We start from the raw sequence: 19,681 nt of genomic DNA on the forward strand, positions 1-19,681 counted from the left end.
ATCTGCTCCTCTCCAGCCGGCCCGGCCTTCTGCACTCCTGTTCGCCATTCGGCCAGGCCAGGCCAGAACTGGCTCCAGCCCGAGCCTGGCTCAGCCGACGGACGACACCAGGCCAAGCAGCCGAGGGCATCTTCCCCGATCTGTCAGGCCGGGTACGGGCTGGCAGCAGCGAGGGAAAAGGCGAGATGCACCTGGGGAAGAGCGCGACGGCGGCAGGTCGGGCAAGCATCATGGGCATAGCGAGCGTCATACGCTCCTGATCCTTTCCATATGACGCTCGGTCCGGCCCATTCTAGTAACAGCTCTTTGGCTCACCGGGACGCCGCGCGCGCTGGAGCCTGCCAGCGCGCAGGGCTAGCTAGTCCACGTGCAGAGAGCTACGTGATTGATCCATTCGTTCCTGCTCCATCAGGAGCCAGGAGAGCTGGAAGCGGTCGGTGCCGGGGCCAAAAGCTGGAGGGTACGCTGTCCAGTGGCTGCTACATGGACCTGCAGCAGACGCCCATCGCGCAACCAGAATGGGAAGAGCTGGCGAGCGCCGGGCTCCGGCTGCGGCAGCACAATAGGCGAACCAGAGAAGATGTGGACGTGGAGACGCCCGTCGTCGCTGTAGACCAGGGCGCGCCCATCGGGCGACCAGCTCCAGCCATCAAGCTCTCCCTGCAGCGGGAGGCTGAGCAGCGGGCGCCCGTCGGGGACCGCCAGGGTTGTTAACAGGGTGTGACCAGCCGCGTCGCGGCGCGCATAGGTGAGGCGCTGGCTGTCCGGCGACCAGCCAAAGCTGGTGATGGTAAAGTCGCCGAAGGGTACCAGCGCTGTCACCTGGCCACTCGCGTGATCCATGAGATAGATGGCGCGGCCTGGGCCATTCAAGCCCTCGTTGCTGACGAGCAAGGCCAGATAGCGCCCATCAGGCGACCAGGCCAGGTGCTGGACGGTCAGGCGCAGGTTCATAGTGGCCAGGAGCTGCGTCGGATGCCCGCCGCGCGTCGTCTGCCAGAGCTGCGTTTGCCCGTTCGCCCCAGTGACATAGGTGATCGTCGTGCTGCCTGTGCCAGGGGTCCAGGTAGCAGCCAGAGCAGCCTCACCCAGCGGGTACATATATTGGCCATAGGGCACAAGCGCCAGCAGCGGCTGCTCAGCCCCGGGCGGCGTCACCACGGTGACCAGGGCCGTCCCGTCAGGCGACCAGGCGGCGTCGTGGGCCTCGCGCATCGCCAGTAGCTGACTTCCCACAGGATCGCTCAGGCTGGCGGTATACATGACCCCGGGATCGCGTCCATCCTGGATCACCAGATGATGCCCCGTGGGGTCGACAGCGACCAGGCGCCCGCCCTGGGCTAGCGCTGGTGGGGCCGCCAGGGTCTGCGCTACCTGGTAACGTACCCCATTGGCCAGCGGCGGCGCTGGTGGCGCCTGCGGCAAGAACAGCAGCAGTATGAGCACAAGGCAGAGCAGCAGTGTCAAGGTCGCTGCCAGGGCGAGAACCAGGCGCGAGCGGCGGCGAATGCGCCGGTCGCGGCGCTCAGGAGCACGAGGAGGTAGCCCACTGAGGATGCGCGCACGCAGCTCGGGAGAGAAGTGAATATGGGCGGCCTGCTCCTGCAGGGCGCGCCGAATGACCTCCCCCAGGAGCACATCGTCCCCAGGGGTCCGATGGTTGACTCGCTCCCGCTCCCCGGCCCCCTGCCGTCCGTGGCGCTCTGCCGACTGGGCGGACCGGTCCGTCGGCAGCTCTTCGCTCGGCTGCGGCTCGTGAGGCGCATCACTCATGCTGTTCCTCCCTCCCTGAAGCGATCTGAGACGGGGGTTCATCGGCACCGGCAGCCTCTTCTTGTACCGCTGGGCGCTCCTGAGACCTGATCTGCAAGAGGCGGCGCATCTTCTTGAGCGCCAGCTGCAGGCGCTTGCGCAGGGTATTTTCGGCTACCCCGAGCATGGCGGCGATCTCCGGCATGGTCAGACGATGGTAGTAGAAGAGCACCAGCACCGCACGCTGTTTGACAGGGAGGCGCTGCAAAGCCTCCACCACGTCCAGCCAGTCCTCGATCCGTCCCTCACGCTGTGTCGCCTTCTGCAGCAGCTGCTCCTGCTCTTCGCCCGTGAGACGCTCACGTAACAGCGCCGCTTGACGCGCAAGCTGACGCTTGAGGCTCATCGCCTGGTTCACCAGGATCTTGAGCAGCCAGGAGCGCAAGAGCGCCGGGTCGCGCAAGGTCGCCATGTTCTTCCAGGCGAGAAAGAAGGTCTCCTGGACCAGATCCTTTGCTCCTTCCTCATCCTTGACTAATAAATACGCTGTACGCAAGAGCAGCCCCCCATAGGTATCAACGATGCGCGCAAAGGCCTCTTCATCGCCGGCGAGGCAGCGCGCCACCAGCTCCCGCTCCCACGAAGAGCTTGGGGCATCTTCCGCCTGACTCGCTTGACCCAGACGCTCCGCTGGCGACAGCGATTCTATTCCTTCCGCCCCCGTCTCTCCAGCAGGCGACCCCAACCGGCTGTCTCTCTCCACTCCAGATGGTTCCTGTGACACAATGCGTACCTCTCGTTCCTCACATGGTGGCCCCCCGGCCCCATGTTTGTCTTCCTCTTCGGTGGCTTCTCTGATCCAGGTGTTCCATTCTCAGGACGTGCAGAAGATGGCGAATAGGTAATCAGGCGGCGATGTTAGAGACTGGTACCATTTTGCGAGAGACCTGACGTCTCCTGAATTGAAGCTTCGAATTCCGGGTACCTCTCTATTCACGGCCTTCCTGGATCAGGGACGATCACAGCTTTGTCCTGTTGTCTCGTCATCCTGCCTCCTCACCGGGATGATGTGAACACAGGAGCGGTGGCTCTCGCGACTGGTGCGTGCCAGGCCACCTGGGTCGGGCGCGTGCCAGTCGCCATCAGCCTATCTTCAACAAGGAGGATACTTGATGCGTCGCAATGCTCTATTGGCATGCATGAAAGCGATTCCTGCCTTTTTGCTGGCGCTGGCGCTGGTACTCTGGCTGCTACCTGGGGGGCAGGCCGCCGCTCAGGGCAACGCTCTGGTACGTGTCGTTCATGCCTCGCCGGCAGCCGGCAACGTCGATGTCTTTGTCGATGGCGGCAAGCTCTTGAGCAACTTCGCCTTTGGCACGGTCACCGATTATGTCTCCGTGGCAGCGGGGCCGCACCGTATCCAGGTGGCTCCGGCGGGCAAAGGCATCGATGCAGCGGTGATTAACGAGACCGTCTCGGTTGATGCCGACATGGCCTACACGGTGGCCGCCATCGGCGATAGTGCTTCGAATCTGGGCCTGCAGGCTTTTGTCGATAACAACCAGCTCAGCAGTGGCATGGCCAAGGTACGGGTCTACCATCTCTCGCCCAATGCCGGCCCGGTCGATATCGCTACTGGCGGCAAGACGGTCATTAGCGGGCTGACGTATAAGAACGCCAGCGACTATTTGAGTGTGCCGCCCGGCTCCTATACCTTCAATGTGACGGCCACTCAGGCCAACGCCACTGTGCCGGTTTCGGCGACCTTGCAGAGCGGCATGGTCTACAGCGTCTTCGCCGTGGGCCTCTACAAGGGGACACCCGAGCTGAAGTTTGTGGTGGCCGCCGTCAGTGGTGTACCTGGCATGCCCAATACGGGTAGCGATCCCAATGCTCTGCCACAGTCGGCGAGCACGCCTACGGTCCTCCCCTGGGTGTCTGGTCTGATCGCTCTGCTGGCTCTGGGCGCGCTGGGGGCAGGAGCGTGGGGGATCATGGTCCGGCGGCGTCGCTCGGCGTAGCGCAGGCCCGTTCGAGCGCTCGCCGCGGAACGGAATGAAGCCCCCCGCGTTCAAGCGCAAGATGCTTCGGCACTCTCTCCCCTCCTCCGACAGCGGGTGCGGCTCAGCGGGAATTTCTCCTGAGCCGCATTCCACCTCTTCTCTCCGAAGGAGCCTGGTCTGTGCAAGGAAAGGCAAAGCCGACATGTCACGACTACCCCCACGGCCAACCAGGTTTTGGCAGCAGCGCACGCCGCCGCTGGCTGCTCTTGCTGTTGCCAGTGCTGCTGGTCAGCAGCGGGCTGCTGGCGGCAGGCTGTGGCGCGGTCAGTTCGCCAGCAATGGATGAAGGCACAGGCGTGGAGCGCCAGCCTCCGGCTCCGGTGACGGCAACGGCGACAGCTCCTGCACCAGCGCTCAGCCCGGCACTGCCGACCCAGCTCCTCATTCCAGCGATTGGCGTAGCGGCTCCCGTCGAGCGTGTCGGGCTGGGTGCCGACGGGACGCTGGCCACGCCCCAACAGCATCCCTGGGATGATGTCGGCTGGTATGGCTTCGGGCCTTTGCCAGGGCAGCAAGGAAGCGCAGTAATAGCGGGACATCTCGACCGGCCCGGAGGCTACCCGGCGGTCTTCTGGAACCTGCACCTGCTGCGCCCCGGTACGGCGCTTACCGTTGTGGACGAGCGGGGACAGCGCTGGCATTTTCGCGTCACGGCTGTCGCCTCCTACCCACCCGCGCGGGCGCCGCTCTTTCACATTTTTGCCGATCGCTCGGGGCGCTATCTGAATCTGATTACCTGCGCCGGGACCTGGATTCCCAGTGAGCATCAGACGACAGAGCGCCTGGTTGTCTATAGTGTGCTCCAGGGAAGCTAGCTTCCCTGGGCACCGCTGGCCGGCGCTGCGGCAGGAGCCGTGGCTGAGGTAGGGCCGGCACCTTCTTCAGCGGTGGCGCGCGCCGCCGCCAGGCGTGCCCGTCCGGGCAGGGTCAAGGCCAGGACAGCAACCGCCAGCGCCAGCCAGAAGGTCACAATGTAGGCATCATTGATGCTTTGCATGAACTGCTGTGGCACCAGCGAGCCGAGTAGCTGCCCGGCAGCGGCCTTCTGCGCTGCCGCCGCCGGCAGGCCACGCATCTGTAGTACCTGCACGAGCTGTAGGAAGCGCTGACCCAGGGAAGTGGCTGCGTTATACAAGTCATTGCGGGCAGCATCCTGGTAAGCCGTGAGCTGATGGGTGACGATGGTGCCCAGCATGGCGATGCCAAAGGATTGGAAGACGTTACGAGTGGCGTTGAGCAGCGAGCTGGCACGTGGGAGCTGGGCCGGCTTGAGGCCAGTCAGGGCCACGGTCAGTGTCGTCTGCAGTGTCAGGCCGAGGGCCACGCCGCGAATAGCCACCAGCACCATGATCTCGTTATAGGAGGCATCCAGGGTCAGATGGGCAAAGCCCCAGGTATTGACCGCCAGCAGCAGGCTGCCAGCGAAGATCAGCCAGCGCGGGCCGATGCGGTTGTAGAGGGCGCCGGCCAGAGGGGTAACGATCCCCGAGCTGATGGCCAGCGGCAGGACCAGCAAGCCGGCCTGCAGGGGCGTGCGCTCGCGCAGGCTCTGCAGGTAGATCGGTAGTAGGAACTCGGCACCGAAGAGAGCGATTGTGCTCACCCAGCCGATGACGCTGGCCACCGTAAAGGTGCGGCGCGTGAAGAGGCGCAGATCGAGCAGGGGATCACGCCGGAATAGCTCAACGACCACAAAGACGGCGAAGGTTAACAGACCGATGGAGAGCAGGGTCAGGATACGGGCCGAGGTCCAGCCTTCGCTTGAGCCGCGCTGGATCGCGTAGAGCAGGGTTCCGAAGCTGATCACCGAGAGCAGAACGCCTGGCAGATCGAGGCGGGCAGCGGTGCCGCGCCGGCTCTCGCGCAGCCAGAAGAAGCCGAGCAGCAGGCCAGCCAGGCCAACCGGGATATTGATGAAGAAGATGTAGCGCCAGTCGAGGTACTCTACGAAGTAGCCACCGAGCACAGGACCGCTGGCCGGGGCGACGACCAGCGGGATGCCGTAGAGGCCAAAGGCCAGGCCGCGCTGCTTTTCAGGAAAGGCCCCAAAGAGTAGGGAGATGCCCAGAGGACCAAGCATACCGCCACCCAATCCCTGCAGGGCACGAAAGGCTACGAGCCAGGGGAGCGATGGAGCAAAGGCGCAGAGGACCGAACCCAGCACGAAGAGAAAGAGCGAGATCAGGTACATGCGCTTGATGCCAAAGCGCTCGGAGAGGTAGCCAGCCAGGGGCGTGATGATGCCCAGGGCCAGCACGTAGGCCGTCAGGACACCGTCGACCTGGTCAACGGGCGCCTTGAAGACATGCTGGAGGGTGGGCAGGGCTACATTGACGGCGGTGGCGTCCAGGATCACCATGAAGGTGCCGAAGACGACCGAGAAAAGGACTTTCCAGCGATAGTTTGGGTCAGCTGGAGCCGCTTCGGCTGACGTGGCGGGCGCCGTCGATGCCTGCCGCTGCGCTTCAGGCTGTGGCTGCCCCCCCAGGGTCATATCGGACTCCATTGTGGAGACCTCCTTTTACTTATCAAGTGATAAATTTCTGCGACAAAAAAAGAGGACGCTTAACGTGCCAGGCCGTAGAGGAGGACGTGCACGAGCAGGGCGGCCTGCTCGCTGGCGAGGGTCTCGCGACGGCTCTCGGCCACGGCGGGCAGGGTTTCGCGTCCCCAGACGACGAAACGGGACATCAGGCTCATAAAGAGATAGGCGGCCATCCTGGCGTCGACGCCGCCTTCGTTGGGCGAGCGCAGCAGGCCCTGCTCTAGACCGTCGCTGAAGACTGCGGCGATGGGTGCGATCAGGCTCTCTTCGAAAAGCGTGTGGAGCTGGGCGCGCACCTCGGCTGATAGCTCGTAGCGGATGTCGTGTAGCATCAGCGCCAGGTCGTGGCGGGTCGTCGTGAGCAGGTAGCTGGCGAGACGGCGCAGGCGCTCGGCTAGAGGCTCGCTGCGGCGCGCGATGCGCTCCAGGACCGCTTTGAGGCGGGCCAGCTCTTCGCGGGCCATCGCCAGATAGAGGGCTTCTTTGTCGGCAAAATAGTGATAGAGAGCCGGCTGCGTCAGGCCGCAGGCATCAGCGATCTGCCGCGTGGTGACGGCCCGATAGCCGTATTCCATAAAGAGCTGTTGGGCGACCTGCAGAATGAGGCGCCGTGTCTCTTCGCTCTCTTCTTCTTTGGCGATGCGCGCCTGACCCTCACGGGGGCTGCGCCGCGCTGGCTTTTTCATGCTGCTGCGCCAGGCCGCCTTTCTTTCTCGGTTGGTCTATTTATTTATCAACTGATAAGCAGTATATCCCGGGATAGCAAGGATGTCAAGGGCAGCCAGGGGAGCTCACCATTTCACAGTCCCGGTTCCAGCGCTCTCAACGCCAGGGGTCTTCAGTGTCTTCAGGAATGTTTGTTTCCGCCACGGCCTCCAGCAGCCAATAGCTCTTCGCGTGCTCCATCGTTCCCTCCTGGCTCGCCGGCCTCGGCCCAGCAGGCAGGGGAGAGCTCCCAGCAGAGAGTCGCCCCTCCCGGCACAGGCTCGCCGGCTCTTCACTCTAGCCTGCCCCCGGGACTGCGCACCCAGATCATAGATATGTTATTTCCCTTCCTTTACGACCTCGCGGAAGGCTTGCAGAGCGGTTTTTCTGCCAGTCTGTACTGTCCGATAGGCGTCATTCAGCTCTCCAAATATGAAGGCGGCCCTGAAGCGTCAGCAGTGAGCCGGTCACGGTTTTTCGCTCTCCCAGAAGCGCCCTCCTCCGGCGGCAACCGCCCATCTCCTGCTCGTTCGCCAGCGGCTCTGCTTTCCCTGCTCCTCTTAGCTCCCCAATTTCCCCAGCCCACTCCGCTCCAGGATCAGTCGATACGCCCTCAGCTCCTCCTTCGGCAGTCTTCTCAGCAGCCGCCTCGCTACTTCCCCCTCCTCCGCCTGCGGATACCTCCTCACCACCTCCACCAGCGCCGGCGCCATCCACCCCTGCACCCCCGCTCGCTCCAGCACCCTCAGCCACACCCTACACCCCCGCTCCAGCGCCGCTTTCGACCATCCCCGCCCTCTCTGTTGCTGCTCCTCCTCTCCCGCCAGCGGGTCCAGCTCTCTCCTCCTCCGCTCTTCCAGCAGCCAGGCCAGCTGATAGTACCCCACGCCCCTGCACCCCTCCACAACCTCTCCTGCCAGCGCTCCCTGCGCCAGCAGCCTCCCGATCTTCTCCCGCCTGCTCTCCTCCCCTGCCCCCCCCAGCTCCAGCACCGCCTCCACCACGTAGGGCAGCAGCTCCTCCTTTTCTATCCCTCGCAGCTCCTCCCTCACCTCCTCCTCACTCAGGTCCTCCATCCTCCTCACCAGCAGCCGCAACCGCTCCACCCCCCGCCCTCCTGACTCCTGCTCCTCCCCCCCTTCGACCAGCTCCCCCAGTCCCGCCCGCCACAAAAGCTCCCGATACGGTCGCAGCTCCTCTTTCGACAGCCTCCCCAGCAACTGCCGAGCCATCTTCCCCTCCCACGTCTTCGGCACATGCCACGCCATCACCACCAACGCCGGCGCCATCCACGGCTGCACCCCTGCTCTCTCCACCACCCTCAGCCACACTTCCGCCACCTCCCACCCCCAGCGGCACCGCTCCCCCTCATAGCTCAAGAAGTAAGAGGCCACTGGCCCACACTGCTCCACCAGCCCCTGCTCCGTCCTCGGCTCCACCAGCCATCCCGCCAGCCCCCCATACACATCCAGCACCCAGCAGTCATAGCTCGACAGCCCACAGCCCGCCGTCTCCCCCTCCTCCTGCTCACCCCCCTCCCCATGATACGGGCGTCCTGGCACCAGCAGCGCCGCCAGCAGCTGCGGGAGCAGCTCCTCTGCCGGTACCTCCCACAACAGGCTAAACACCTCACGCTCATATTGGGGATCTCCCACCAGACGCAGCACGCTGGCCAGCGCCTTTGCATTCCACGGATACCCCAGTTCCTGCAAGAACACAAAGATCGGGATCTCCCACCCTCTCTGGCTCCGGTCCTCCAGCAGCGCCGCCAGCACCTCCACCACTCGCTCCCCCTCCGCCCGCAAGCGCTCCTTCAGCTCCTGCAGCCGCAATTTTTCCTGCTCACCACTATGCCACCACCACTCATGATAGCTCTCCGCATAGTCTTTCACCAGCCCTCCCAGCTCTCCCCACTCCTGCCCCATCTCCGTCCCGGCCCTCTGCTCCTCCTCACTCCACTGCCCCACTCTCCCCCATTTCTCCCGCGCTGCCTGAGAGGCTGCCTCCTCGCCCACCAGCTCCCCCAGCCCCAGCAAGCGCAGTATCTCCCGATACCGCCGCAGCTCCTCCTTCGACAGTCTTCCCAGCAGCCGCCTCGCTACTTCCCCCTCCCCCACCTGCGGGTACCTCCTCACCACCTCCACCAGCGCCGGCGCCATCCACGGCTCCACTCCCACTCGCTCCAGCACCCTCAACCACACCCCCAGCTCCCGACTCCCTGGCCTCACCCACCCCGCTGCCGGCTCTCCCTCTCTCATCCTCTCTTCCTCCAGCTCCCACACCACTCTGACATACGCCAGTCCCGCCCCCCTCTCCTTCCCTACAGACCCCAGCTCGCTCGCCATCTCTTCCAGCTCCCCCTCCTGCCCACCCACCTCTGTCCCCCGCTCCACCCACCTCGGCTCCAGCAGCCTCATCAACCGCTCTTCCTGCCTGCCCGCTCCTCCCTCCTCCGGCAGCTTCCTCAACAGCCGCCGCGCTCGCTCCAGCTCCCCCGCCCCGGGGTAATGCCTCATCACCCCGATGAGTCCCGGCACCATCCATCCGTGGACCCCCGCTCGCTCCAGCAGCTTCAGCTCCGTCTCCAGCCAATACAGCCGCTCCCCCTCCCTCCAGCTCCGCGACCGGCACGTCCATAGATCATCGCATAGCAACTGGTAGTAGATCACCTCCACACATCCCCGGACCACCTCCCGATCCATCCCGGGCAGCAGCAGCAGATTCTGTATCCCATAGACATCCTCCTCCCAGGTCGTCTTCCCCGTCGTATATCGCCCGTGATACGGCTCCCACGGCCACAGCAGGGCTGCGATCACGTGCGGCACCAGCTCCTCCACCGGCACGCGCTGCAGAAAGGTCGCCGCATCAAGCCAGGCCCAATTATTGCGATAGCCCACGTGGGAGAGCGCCGCTGGCAACGCGGCCACCTGCGCCGGCAGGGCCATCTCCTGCAGCAGCTCCAGGGCCGTCGTCGCCGAGCCGCGCCGTGGGGGCTTGGCCAGCGTCTCCAGCAGCACCGGCAGCAGTTCCTCCTGCTGCGCCAGCAGGCAGGCCCGCAGCCTGCTGGCGCGGGCTGCCAGCCGCTCCCTGCCGATCACCTGCTCCTGATGCACCAGCAGGTCGTAGCGATCGAAGCGCTCTTGTATCGCGCTCATCTCTGCACCTCTCTCAGCTTCCTGGCACTTTTCTTGTTCAGCACACCGAGCACACCGCCACCTCCCCGCCCAGCCGGCCCCGAGCAGGGCCCCTGGTCACGAAGGAGTGCACTGCTCCCTCCAGCCCCCAGCACACATCTAGACCCTGGTATAGAGGCCAATCAATCCCTTATTATCTCGCTCCTCCGCACTCTCTCCTTCCTTGCCACTCTCACCACTTTCTCCATCCACACAGGCCATCATCGACGTCGTCATACAGTGCTGGTCAACGACATCCACCGTGCCCGTGATCCCTATGGACCCGCAGCTCATCCCCACCTGTATAGAGACGCCAGTCAGCACATCCCCTATAGCCAGCGAGCAACTCAGCGGGAGCTGGCCCCCCACTGCTCCCTTCAGCGAGACCTGACTGACCAGCTTACTGCAGCCTACCACATCGTTGTAGTAGGTTTCCATACACGGGGCTGGAGTTTCCCCCTGGCCACCACCGCCACCCCCCGTCCGCGGAACCCTGACTGAGACACACCAGAGACAACCGCCACCACCAGCGGCGACCCCAACCACCCCCCTTCCTTCACCGCACTCGATCCCCCCCCACCACATCCCCCTACCCCAGGGCAGACATACATCAGCCCCGTTGGATCGTTGAACGTCTCTGGGTTCCCCGCAACATAGGCGTAGGGGTTCAGCCCCTGCGCATTCCCCTGGACCGGGTCCGCCGACAGAAACAGCCCAACCTGCGGGTCATAGTAGCGCGCCCCATAGTAGTCCAGCCCGCTGACATCATCCCCATACTGGCCTGTAAACCCTCGCGCCGTCCCCATGTCACCCGCCCGGTAGCGCTGGCTCCCATACGGCCCATACCCCTGGTTCCCGACCAGGGCCGCCGCCCCATCCGCATTGCTGAAGGTCGCAACCACACTACCCCCCTGGTCCGTCAAGAAGAGCTGTGTATTGCCCGGCTGGCTCCCCACACCGCTCAGCTCGCCCAGCAACTGGCCCCCCAGGTCATAGTAGTGCGTCGTGCTCAGCAGGCGACCATCACCGGTATAGACATGCTCCTCCAGCCCGAAAGCGTAGACCGTCAGCGTCGTCGACCCCGGCGTCACCGAGCGACGTAGCACCCGCTCGCCAGCGGCATCGTAGCTGCGCGTCTGGCTGAAGATGCTGCCACTCTGACCGCTACCGCTACCCCAGAGTGCCTGCACCGCTACCGGACGCAGATCAGCATCGTAGCTGAATTGCTCCGTGGCCGCTGGAGCGTTGCCGCTGGCCGTCTGGATCGTCACCGTGTCAGGCAGAGCGCGCGCGTTGTAGGTCACGCTCGCCAGCAAGGGACTGCTCCCCGTCGTGGGACTCAGACCGACCAGGGTGCCAGCGTCGGGATCATAGACCTGCGTGAAGCTGTAGCCTGGGTCACCCGCTACACTGGTGCTGGCCGTGGTGGTCGTGACCTGGTCAGCGTCGTTGTAGCTGATCTGCTGCTGATAGGTCGGCAGCGGGGTCGTTACGTTCCAGGAGGCCGGCAACCCCAGCGCCAGCGTACTGGTCGTCAGATACAGAGCTTCATCTGGACGTAGGGGCAGCAGCGGAGTTCAGGGCACCCTGCCATGATGTATACTAAGCAATAACAGCTATGGTCAGCCTGCCGTACGGGCAGAGATGCAGGCAGCATCAGCAGGCCAGACCAAAGAAGGAAGAAGGTGCAGCAGGCTTCTCTGTGAGCCTGCGCTGTCCCCTTGTCGACGGGAACGATAAGGAGGGAGAATCTGTATGGCCGTCACTACCAAGGTCTACCGCAGCGAGCTGACGCCGGTCAGCTTTTTGGAGCGCAGCGCTCTCGTCTTCCCCAATAAGGTGGCCGTAGTCCACGGCGAGCGCCGCTATACTTACCGCCAGTTCGCCGAGCGCGTCTATCGCCTGGCCAACCAACTGCGCGCCGCCGGCTTGCGCAAACACGACCGTGTCGCCTTCCTCAGCCCCAATGCCCCCGCCCTGCTCGAAGCACATTTCGGTGTGCCCGCCGCCGGCGGCATCCTGGTGGCAATCAATACGCGCCTGACCAGTAGGGAGATCGACTATATTTTGAAGCATTCCGGCTCACGCTTCCTCTTTGTCGACGCCGAGCTGCTGCCACTGGTGGAATCCTTAGAGCTGCCCGGCATCGAGCTGGTGCGCATCGATGACACCGGGCAGCCCGATGATCCCTACGAGCAGTTTTTGGCCGCCGGTTCGCCAGAACCACCGGAGAGCTGGCTGGAGGACGAAGAGGAGACGATTTCGATCAATTACACGTCAGGCACAACGGGCAACCCGAAGGGCGTGATGTATACCTACCGCGGCGCTTATCTGAATGCCCTGGGCGAGGTCATCGAGACAGGTATGAGCAGCAGCAGCGTCTATCTGTGGACGCTGCCGATGTTCCACTGCAATGGCTGGTGTTTTCCCTGGGCAGTAACCGCTGTGGGAGCGCGCCATGTCTGCCTGCGCAAGGTCGATCCTGGGCTGGTCTGGGATCTGCTGGAGCAGGAAGGGGTGACACACTACAACGGAGCACCAACGGTGCATATCTTTATTGTGAACCATCCGAAGGCCCACCGCATCGAGCGCGGAGTGACAGTGACGGTGGCCGGAGCCCCGCCTTCGCCGACGCTCCTGGCTCAGATGCGTCGCCTGAATATGCGCCCGATCCACGTCTACGGACTGACGGAGACCTACGGCCCATATACGGTCTGCGAGTGGCACGAGGAATGGAGCACGCTCCCAGAGGACGAGCAGGCTCGCTTGCTGGCGCGCCAGGGTCAGGGCTACGTGGTCGCTGAGCGGGCGCGCGTGGTCGATAGCGAGATGCACGACGTGCCCTGGGATGGGCAGACAATGGGTGAGGTGCTGATGAGGGGCAATAATGTGGCCAAAGGCTATTATGAGAACCCCGCGGCGACGGAGCAGGCCTTTGCCGGCGGCTGGTTTCACTCTGGCGACATGGCGGTCTGGCATCCCGACGGCTATATCGAGCTGCGCGATCGCGCCAAGGATATCATCATCTCGGGTGGCGAGAATATCTCAACGATCGAGGTCGAGCAGGTAGTGGCACGCCATCCCGCTGTATTGGAGTGCGCGGTGATCGGTATCCCCGACCCAACCTGGGGTGAGCGCCCGAAGGCCTTTGTGACGCTGAAGCCCGGCCACGGCGCGACAGCGCAGGAGATCATCGAGTTTTGCCGCCAGCATCTGGCGCATTTTAAGTGCCCGGTGGCGGTCTCCTTCGGCGCCCTGCCGAAGACATCGACGGGCAAGATTCAGAAGTTTGTGCTGCGTGAACGCGAATGGGCTGCACGCGAGAAGCGTATTAATTAATTAGGATACGAAGCAGCGGCTGCTGACCATGTTTCGCCAGAAGAGCGCCCAGGCTTAGAACCGCCTTGGGCGCTCTTCTGGGCTGGGCCCGGCTGTCGCCTGCTATGCCACTTGAGCGGCGACCACGCTCTTACGCCTCCACTGTGCCTCTTGCTTTCTTCCCCGCTGTTACATATACTGGTTACAGTCGGTTAACGCTTATCTATCTCTAGCTGCGTTGCTGCACCCTGAGCAAGGCAGGACGCGAGGGAGGGCAATGGAAAGGCCCTGCGCGATCGCAGTTTTGGTTTCCTGGTCCGGGACTGTTACCGATGGCACCTGGCACGAGCGCCTGCTGAGGCTGCTGAGGCCGCTGGCAGCTCAGGGTTGGATCGCGCTCGGAGACGATGGCCCGCCCTCTATCGACAGCGCAGGTGGTCCTTCCGGTGCTGCTCTCTTCCTGGTCCTGCTCAGCCCCGATTATCTGGCGGCACCCGAGCGCGTGGCCGAGCTAGAGCAGGTCCAGCAACGTCATGCCAGCGGCGAGCTTGTGCTCATCCCGGTTGTGCTGCGCGCCTGTGCCTGGAGAGAGAGCGCAGTCGGCGACCTGACGCCGCTGCCCGCCGATGGGCAGGCGCTCACCAGCCGTGACGATCCCGAGGAGGGACTGCGCCAGGTTGAGCGCGGTCTACGCTGTGCTCTGGGCAGCCTGCTCTTTGCGCGCGCTCGCCAGCACGACGCCTCCGCCGCTGAGCTGCTGCGCTTCTGCTCCTGCCTGGCAGCTGCACCCGTTCCAGAAAGCTTGCTGACAGAGGGACTGGCCCGGCTTCCTCATCCACTGGCTACCACGGCTGCTGATCCCTCAGCCTTGACGGCTGCGCTTGCAGCCCTGGAGGCCGATGGTCTGCTTACTCGCGACCCTCAGAGCGGCAATCTACAGGTCCATGAGCTGGTGCGGGAGGCCCTGACGGAGCAGTTCCTTGCCGAGGAACTGACAGCCTGGCAGCGATTGGCCATCGAGGCTCTGGTCACCGCTTACCCGGGTCAGCAGCCGGAACACTGGCCCCTCTATGAGGGTCTGCTGCCGCACGCGCTGCACTGCGCCGCCTGGATCGCGAAGGAGCCAGCGCTGCAGACCGCTTCTGCCGCCAGCTTGCTTCAGCAGGCCGGCACCTACCTGCGCCAGCACGGACGCTATCAGGAGGCAGTCCCTTTGTTTGAGCAGGCGCTCTCTATTCGCCAACAGCTGTCTGGCCCTGAGTCTGCTGAGACGGCGGCCTCCCTCTACGATCTGGCGTTCGTCTATCGCTTCGTGGGTCGCTCCTCGGAGGCCCCGCCTCTGCTTGAGCGCGCACTGACTATCCGCGAGCAGGCGCTCGGTTCCGCTCACCCTCTGACCGTCGCTGCGCTTGAGGCTCTGGCTTCTCTCTATTTGAGTGCAGGACGTTTGACTGAAGCGTTCCCTCTCTTCGAACGCCTGGCCCCGCTCTCCGAGCAGGTTTTCGGTCCATCCCATCCTAAGACGATTGCGGCCCTGAACACGCTGGCGCTCTGCTACGAGCGTCAGGGCCGCGTTCCAGAGGCGTGCACTCTCTTCGAGCGTGCGCTCTCGCTCAGCGAGCAGGCTCCTCAGCCGGCCCCGAGCCTTACCGGTGCTATTCTGCAGAATCTGGCGCTCCTCTATCGCAATCTGGGCCGCCTGGCCGAGGCCCTTGCTCTGCTGGAACATGCTCGTGCAATCTGCGAGCAGACCTTTGGTCCAACTGACCGGCGCGCTGCCACTATCCTGTACAATCTGGCGCTTCTCTATCAAGAGACGGGCCGCTCTGATGAAGCCCTGCCCCTGCTTGAGCGCGCGCTGGCCATCGGCGAGCGCTCAGCCGGCCCCAACCACCCGCTGACCCGCCAGCTACGCGAGACCTACCACCAGCTCCAGTCTGAAGCAGACTGACCATCCCCTGCTCCCCCTCACCTCACAGCCCTCCCCAAAAGCCAGCGGACCGGCATCGCAGCGCCCACGCTGCAACACCGGTCCGCCTCTCGCCTGCTTCCGTCCCGCCTTCCCATCTCCCTCCCCCACCAAACTATAAGAAGGCGCCATGTGCCTCCTCATTTCCCAGATGAAAGTACATACAAGCAATGACCAGGGAAAAGAGGCTCACAATCAGCAGCGCATTGCGAATAGCCGCTTCGAACTGCCAGCCCAGCCAGACCACCAACAGCGTCGCCACCAGAGCGAGAACCCCCAACATGCGATAGAGTCCTACACTGGGATAGAGCATATCAGACCCCCTTTCCGAGATGCTTCCTTTCGTCCCGTCGCCGACTTACACAGCTCACAGCCGGGCTGTCCGCCCACAGTGCCAGCAGGCCCAGATCTCCGGCAGCGCACAGGTAACCAGTCAGCCACCGATCGCACTTCTCTCTATAGCACGAGCGTCGCCGAAAGGCAAGAGGTCCTAGCCGCCTCCTGGCAGCCAAGCCAAGCAAAGCACCCTCCTCAACGCCCTGTCTGGTTCTATCAGACCCACATTGACTGCAAGAGCATCGCCGCCCGTAAGGCCCCATAGAGAGGCGCATCGGCCCCAAGCTGTGAGGCCACTAACGGCGTCTGCCGCACACTCGGCGACCCATAGCGGAGCAGCCCCTCGCGCAAGACCGGCGCAAACAGATCAAACGCCCCTGTCAGCACTCCCCCAAAGATCAACACCTCGGGATCGAAGACACTCGCCAGGCCCGCCACCGCTATGCCCAGCACTGCCGCACACTCATTGACCAGCTTCGCACAGGTCGCCTGTCCCTCGCGCGCCCGCCCAATGATCTCCTCTGGCGACAGAGGCGGATCAAGCAAGCGTCCCTGCGAGGCCAGAGCCGACGCCGAAGCATACAGATCCAGATAGCCATGCTCAGCATCAGGCGCCTGCTGACGATCCAAGACCAGCCAGCCCAACGCCCCGGCGCTCCCGTGTGCCCCATGCACAATACGCCCTCCAAGCATCAGCGCCCCATTGATCCCCGTGCCCACACTCACCAGGGCCGCACTCTGCCGATCGCGCGCCGTCCCACGCCAAACCTCGCCCAGCAAGGCTAGCTGCGCATCGCTGGCCAGCATCACCGTGATCCCCAGCCGCGTCCGCAGATCATCAGCCAGATCACGCCCGTTCAGATAAGGCAGCGACGGTACCCAGACCACTCGCCGCTCAGTACAGTTACCAGGAATACTCACCCCCACGCGCCGAATGGCCTCGCCAACGCGCGAAGCCTCCTGCACCTGCTGCGCCAGCGCCTCTAGCAGCTCTTCATAGCTGGCCGGCACCGCTACCGGCGGCGTCAGCACGACCTCCTTCTGCTGAAAGTAGGCTCCGCGTAGAGCCTGTTCGCTCACTTCAAGACCGAGATACATGCTTCACCCCCTGTCCTTGCCTGGCAGCCGTCCGCCGGAGCAGAGCAGACGCCAGTCAACGCGCTGCGCCTTCCGTCCCTGCCCGACAACTCCCTCACCCTCTTCTCGTGATTCATTGTAATCTTATCGCATCATTCCACCAATCAGCACGAACCCCGCAGGCAACCTTTTCACCATTCAACGAATTCCTATCTATCACCTCCCTACCACTTCTATAACGCAGCAACCTCAGCCCACGACTCCACTCACCGAGAAGACCTTTCAACCCCAGCCCTGGCACATCAGCGGCAAAGCACCAGAACAGAGAGAGCCCACCAGTCAGGAGGGGGAACAGAACCAGGAGAGAGAGACACACACAAGAGAAGAGGCATCTGGAGAACGCTCGCAGCGGCTGTCGACAAGCAGGCGGCTTGAACCGCGCCGCCCGCGACAGACCGCTGCCCTCACTCAAGAGGGGAACAGACCCGAAAAGCAGGAAGTAGTCAAAAACCAGGCCCACCCAGCCTTACTGCTGGACCAGCTTCGCCTGCAGACGGATTTCCGTGGCGGCCAGCGCTTTCGAGACCGGACAATTCTGCTTGGCCTCGTTAGCCAGCTCCTGAAACTTCGCCTCATCGATTCCAGGCACCACCGCCACGGTCTCCAATTCGATTGGGCCAATCACGTAGCCCTGACCTGTGGCATTGAAGTGCACCCGCGCATTCGTCTTGACACTCGTCGGCGTAAAGCCCGCGCGCGTCAGACCAGCCGAGAAGGCCATCGAGAAGCAGGCCGCATGCGCCGCCGCAATCAGCTCCTCGGGATTGGTCCCGCTTGTATCATCGCCCATGCGCGTCTTAAACGAATACTGGCCCTCAAAGGCCCCTGTACCCAGCTTCAGCTGACCCTGGCCATTTTGCAGATCACCTTTCCATTCCGCCTCAGCGTTGCGAACTGGCATAGCAAGATCCTCCTTACGCAGATATCGAGATCGTTTCACATCTCCTGAGACTCAGCCGTAAACAGGCAAGAGAGCCTCTCTCAAGATAATAGCACACGGGAAGCAGGACCCTAGAAGTGACCTGAGTCTCATTTCAAGGCCCCTCTGGCTGCACCTGCTTCCCACATGCACAGTTCTGACCAGCTGCCAGCCCGCTCGCTCACTGGCTCAGCCCACTGACGGCTCACCGGTCAGCGGCTACTCGCCCGAGGCGGTCGAGAAGGCCGGTCGCCCGTCAAAGGTATAGAGGTGCTCGGTCTGAATGAAGTCGAAACCGGCCTCGGCCAGGCGATGCAACAGAGCAATGACCTGCTGCGGACGCAGGGCCTGCCCATTGTTGGCCAGGAAACGACAGCGCCAATGATCGGTACAGAAGGTCTCGGGCAGCCCATTGGGCCAAACCTTCGCACCTCGATTGGTGATCATCGTCAACTGCAGCCCATCGCCCTCCAGCCGCTTGACGGCCTCGCCCAACTGATCAGGGCCACCGTCGCGCCACTCTAGAAACACATCCACCCCCACCAGCTCCTTCTTCTCGAACGGCTCCTGACTGGCTCGCTGAAGACTGGCCAGCTTCGGCGCCGCCGTGTAGTTCACCGGCTTGAGCGTCTGCGGCACCTGACCCAGGCGCTCAATAATGGCCTGCGCAAACTCCTTCGTCCCAACCTTTTGCTTGCTGACCTTCTCGCTGTAGATGTCGTAGGTATGAATACCATCCTCCAGCGTGCGCAGCCAGGCATTGTGCACCCGCGTCGCGACCTCCGGCTGCCCGATATGCACAAGCATCAGCACCGCCCCCAGCAGCAGCCCCGAGGGATTGGCCACGTTCTGACCAGCACGCCGCGGCGCCGAGCCATGAATGGCCTCAAACATCGCACACTGGTCACCAATGTTGGCCGAGCCGGCCATGCCGACTGAACCAGCAATCTGGGCCGCCACATCCGAGAGAATATCACCGTACAAGTTGGGCAGCACGACGACATCAAAGGCCTCCGGCGTATCCGCCAGCTTGGCCGAGCCAATGTCGACAATCCAGGTCTCGTTCTGGATGTCAGGATACTCGGCGGCTACCTTCTCAAAAATCTTGTGGAAGAGGCCGTCCGTCTGCTTCATGATGTTGTCTTTGACGAAGCAGGTGACTTTCCTGCGGTTATAAGCCCGCGCATACTCGAAGGCGTAGCGAATGATCTTCTCGCTGCCCGGACGGCTGATGAGCTTGAGGCTCTGCACCATGTCGTGTGTCTGCCGGTACTCGATGCCGGTGTAGAGGTCCTCCTCATTCTCACGGATGATGACAACGTCCATCCCCGGATACTTGGTGTCAACAAAGGGATAGTAGGCAACACAGGGACGAACATTGGCATAGAGGCCGAACATCGTGCGAACGGTGACGTTCAGACTCTTGTAGCCCCCTCCTTGTGGCGTGGTAATGGGCGCTTTGAGAAAGACCTTGGTGCGGCGCAGAGATTCCCAGGCGCTCGGCTCAATGCCCGAGGGCACGCCGCGCAAGTAGACCTTCTCTCCTACTTCGATCTCTTCAATGTCGATCCGCGCCCCAGCGGCCTTGATCACTTCCAGGGTGGCCGCCATAATCTCCGGGCCAATGCCATCCCCATACGCAACGGTAATGGGCGTATTCTGTGACATGGATCTTTGTACCTCTGTTGCGTCTCTAGTGGTGACTTGCGTTCTCTGGCTAACGAACCAGTGGGTTCTCAGTGGAGATTGCCACTTAAGTATAGC

The 19,681-nt window shown here is 63.2% G+C and carries 15 protein-coding genes; 4 read left to right on the forward strand and 11 right to left on the reverse strand.

The genetic code is table 11. The annotated features are described in order from the left end of the window. Positions 1-408 precede the first annotated feature (408 nt). Both N688_RS17215 and N688_RS17220 read right to left on the reverse strand, forming a co-directional pair. A complete protein-coding gene (locus N688_RS17215) occupies positions 409-1,773 on the reverse strand; it encodes a TolB-like translocation protein (RefSeq protein WP_052890434.1) in 1,365 nt (454 codons plus the stop codon). After that, a complete protein-coding gene (locus N688_RS17220; protein WP_162179582.1) occupies positions 1,766-2,515 on the reverse strand; it encodes an RNA polymerase sigma factor in 750 nt (249 codons plus the stop codon). The genes N688_RS17215 and N688_RS17220 overlap by 8 nt, the downstream gene beginning before the upstream one ends. A gap of 409 nt (positions 2,516-2,924) precedes the next feature. On the opposite strand from N688_RS17220, the gene N688_RS17225 reads away from it, so the two are divergent. Then, complete coding sequence (locus N688_RS17225) at positions 2,925-3,773, forward strand: DUF4397 domain-containing protein (protein ID WP_052890436.1); 849 nt, start codon at positions 2,925-2,927, stop codon at positions 3,771-3,773. A gap of 161 nt (positions 3,774-3,934) precedes the next feature. Next, a complete protein-coding gene (locus tag N688_RS17230; protein ID WP_052890437.1) occupies positions 3,935-4,630 on the forward strand; it encodes a class F sortase in 696 nt (231 codons plus the stop codon). Here the strand turns inward: N688_RS17230 and N688_RS17235 are convergent. From N688_RS17235 to N688_RS17255, 5 genes are all read right to left on the reverse strand, one after another. Then, entirely contained in the window at positions 4,627-6,321 is a 1,695-nt protein-coding gene (locus tag N688_RS17235; protein WP_052890438.1) for a DHA2 family efflux MFS transporter permease subunit, read from the reverse strand. The genes N688_RS17230 and N688_RS17235 overlap by 4 nt on opposite strands. A 59-nt stretch (positions 6,322-6,380) precedes the next feature. After that, a complete protein-coding gene (locus tag N688_RS17240) occupies positions 6,381-7,046 on the reverse strand; it encodes a TetR/AcrR family transcriptional regulator (RefSeq protein WP_052890439.1) in 666 nt (221 codons plus the stop codon). Positions 7,047-7,625: 579 nt separating this feature from the next. Further along, positions 7,626-10,220 carry a hypothetical protein gene (locus N688_RS17245; RefSeq protein WP_052890440.1) on the reverse strand — a complete coding sequence of 865 codons (2,595 nt, stop codon included), beginning with the start codon at positions 10,218-10,220 and terminating at the stop codon, positions 7,626-7,628. Positions 10,221-10,358: 138 nt separating this feature from the next. Further along, positions 10,359-10,676, reverse strand: a complete 318-nt coding sequence (locus N688_RS17250) for a hypothetical protein (RefSeq protein ID WP_052890441.1) — start codon at positions 10,674-10,676, stop codon at positions 10,359-10,361. Further along, positions 10,649-11,749 (reverse strand): RHS repeat-associated core domain-containing protein, encoded by a 1,101-nt coding sequence (locus tag N688_RS17255; RefSeq protein WP_052890442.1) that lies wholly within the window; start codon positions 11,747-11,749, stop codon positions 10,649-10,651. The genes N688_RS17250 and N688_RS17255 overlap by 28 nt, the downstream gene beginning before the upstream one ends. A 244-nt stretch (positions 11,750-11,993) precedes the next feature. Here N688_RS17255 and N688_RS17260 point away from each other — a divergent pair, with 244 nt between their 5' ends. Together N688_RS17260 and N688_RS17265 are read left to right on the forward strand one after the other, a co-directional pair. Continuing rightward, positions 11,994-13,577, forward strand: coding sequence for an acyl--CoA ligase family protein (locus N688_RS17260; RefSeq protein WP_052890443.1), 1,584 nt, complete (start codon positions 11,994-11,996; stop codon positions 13,575-13,577). A gap of 256 nt (positions 13,578-13,833) precedes the next feature. Next, positions 13,834-15,507 carry a tetratricopeptide repeat protein gene (locus tag N688_RS17265; RefSeq protein ID WP_052890444.1) on the forward strand — a complete coding sequence of 558 codons (1,674 nt, stop codon included), beginning with the start codon at positions 13,834-13,836 and terminating at the stop codon, positions 15,505-15,507. Positions 15,508-15,640: 133 nt separating this feature from the next. On the opposite strand, the gene N688_RS17270 is transcribed toward N688_RS17265, so the two are convergent. The 4 genes from N688_RS17270 to N688_RS17285 all read right to left on the reverse strand — a co-directional run bounded on the left by N688_RS17270 (position 15,641) and on the right by N688_RS17285 (position 19,585). Beyond that, complete coding sequence (locus N688_RS17270) at positions 15,641-15,838, reverse strand: hypothetical protein (RefSeq protein WP_052890445.1); 198 nt, start codon at positions 15,836-15,838, stop codon at positions 15,641-15,643. 239 nt (positions 15,839-16,077) lie between these two features. After that, complete coding sequence (locus N688_RS17275; RefSeq protein WP_052890446.1) at positions 16,078-16,959, reverse strand: ROK family protein; 882 nt, start codon at positions 16,957-16,959, stop codon at positions 16,078-16,080. 505 nt (positions 16,960-17,464) lie between these two features. After that, entirely contained in the window at positions 17,465-17,899 is a 435-nt protein-coding gene (locus tag N688_RS17280) for an OsmC family protein (RefSeq protein WP_052890447.1), read from the reverse strand. A gap of 237 nt (positions 17,900-18,136) precedes the next feature. After that, positions 18,137-19,585 carry an NADP-dependent isocitrate dehydrogenase gene (locus N688_RS17285; RefSeq protein WP_052890448.1) on the reverse strand — a complete coding sequence of 483 codons (1,449 nt, stop codon included), beginning with the start codon at positions 19,583-19,585 and terminating at the stop codon, positions 18,137-18,139. Positions 19,586-19,681: the final 96 nt, after the last annotated feature.

The organism is Thermogemmatispora carboxidivorans (assembly GCF_000702505.1).
In the GTDB taxonomy this organism is placed as follows: domain Bacteria; phylum Chloroflexota; class Ktedonobacteria; order Ktedonobacterales; family Ktedonobacteraceae; genus Thermogemmatispora; species Thermogemmatispora carboxidivorans.

What these genes read in the sequence shown, in the direction of transcription:
- N688_RS17215 (WP_052890434.1), bottom strand. Translation starts at nt 1,773, where the DNA reads ATGAGTGATGCGCCTCACGAGCCGCAGCCGAGCGAAGAGCTGCCGACG.
- N688_RS17225 (WP_052890436.1), top strand. Translation starts at nt 2,925, where the DNA reads ATGCGTCGCAATGCTCTATTGGCATGCATGAAAGCGATTCCTGCCTTT.
- N688_RS17235 (WP_052890438.1), bottom strand. Translation starts at nt 6,321, where the DNA reads ATGGAGTCCGATATGACCCTGGGGGGGCAGCCACAGCCTGAAGCGCAG.
- N688_RS17240 (WP_052890439.1), bottom strand. Translation starts at nt 7,046, where the DNA reads ATGAAAAAGCCAGCGCGGCGCAGCCCCCGTGAGGGTCAGGCGCGCATC.
- N688_RS17245 (WP_052890440.1), bottom strand. Translation starts at nt 10,220, where the DNA reads ATGAGCGCGATACAAGAGCGCTTCGATCGCTACGACCTGCTGGTGCAT.
- N688_RS17250 (WP_052890441.1), bottom strand. Translation starts at nt 10,676, where the DNA reads ATGGAAACCTACTACAACGATGTGGTAGGCTGCAGTAAGCTGGTCAGT.
- N688_RS17260 (WP_052890443.1), top strand. Translation starts at nt 11,994, where the DNA reads ATGGCCGTCACTACCAAGGTCTACCGCAGCGAGCTGACGCCGGTCAGC.
- N688_RS17265 (WP_052890444.1), top strand. Translation starts at nt 13,834, where the DNA reads ATGGAAAGGCCCTGCGCGATCGCAGTTTTGGTTTCCTGGTCCGGGACT.
- N688_RS17270 (WP_052890445.1), bottom strand. Translation starts at nt 15,838, where the DNA reads ATGCTCTATCCCAGTGTAGGACTCTATCGCATGTTGGGGGTTCTCGCT.
- N688_RS17275 (WP_052890446.1), bottom strand. Translation starts at nt 16,959, where the DNA reads ATGTATCTCGGTCTTGAAGTGAGCGAACAGGCTCTACGCGGAGCCTAC.
- N688_RS17280 (WP_052890447.1), bottom strand. Translation starts at nt 17,899, where the DNA reads ATGCCAGTTCGCAACGCTGAGGCGGAATGGAAAGGTGATCTGCAAAAT.
- N688_RS17285 (WP_052890448.1), bottom strand. Translation starts at nt 19,585, where the DNA reads ATGTCACAGAATACGCCCATTACCGTTGCGTATGGGGATGGCATTGGC.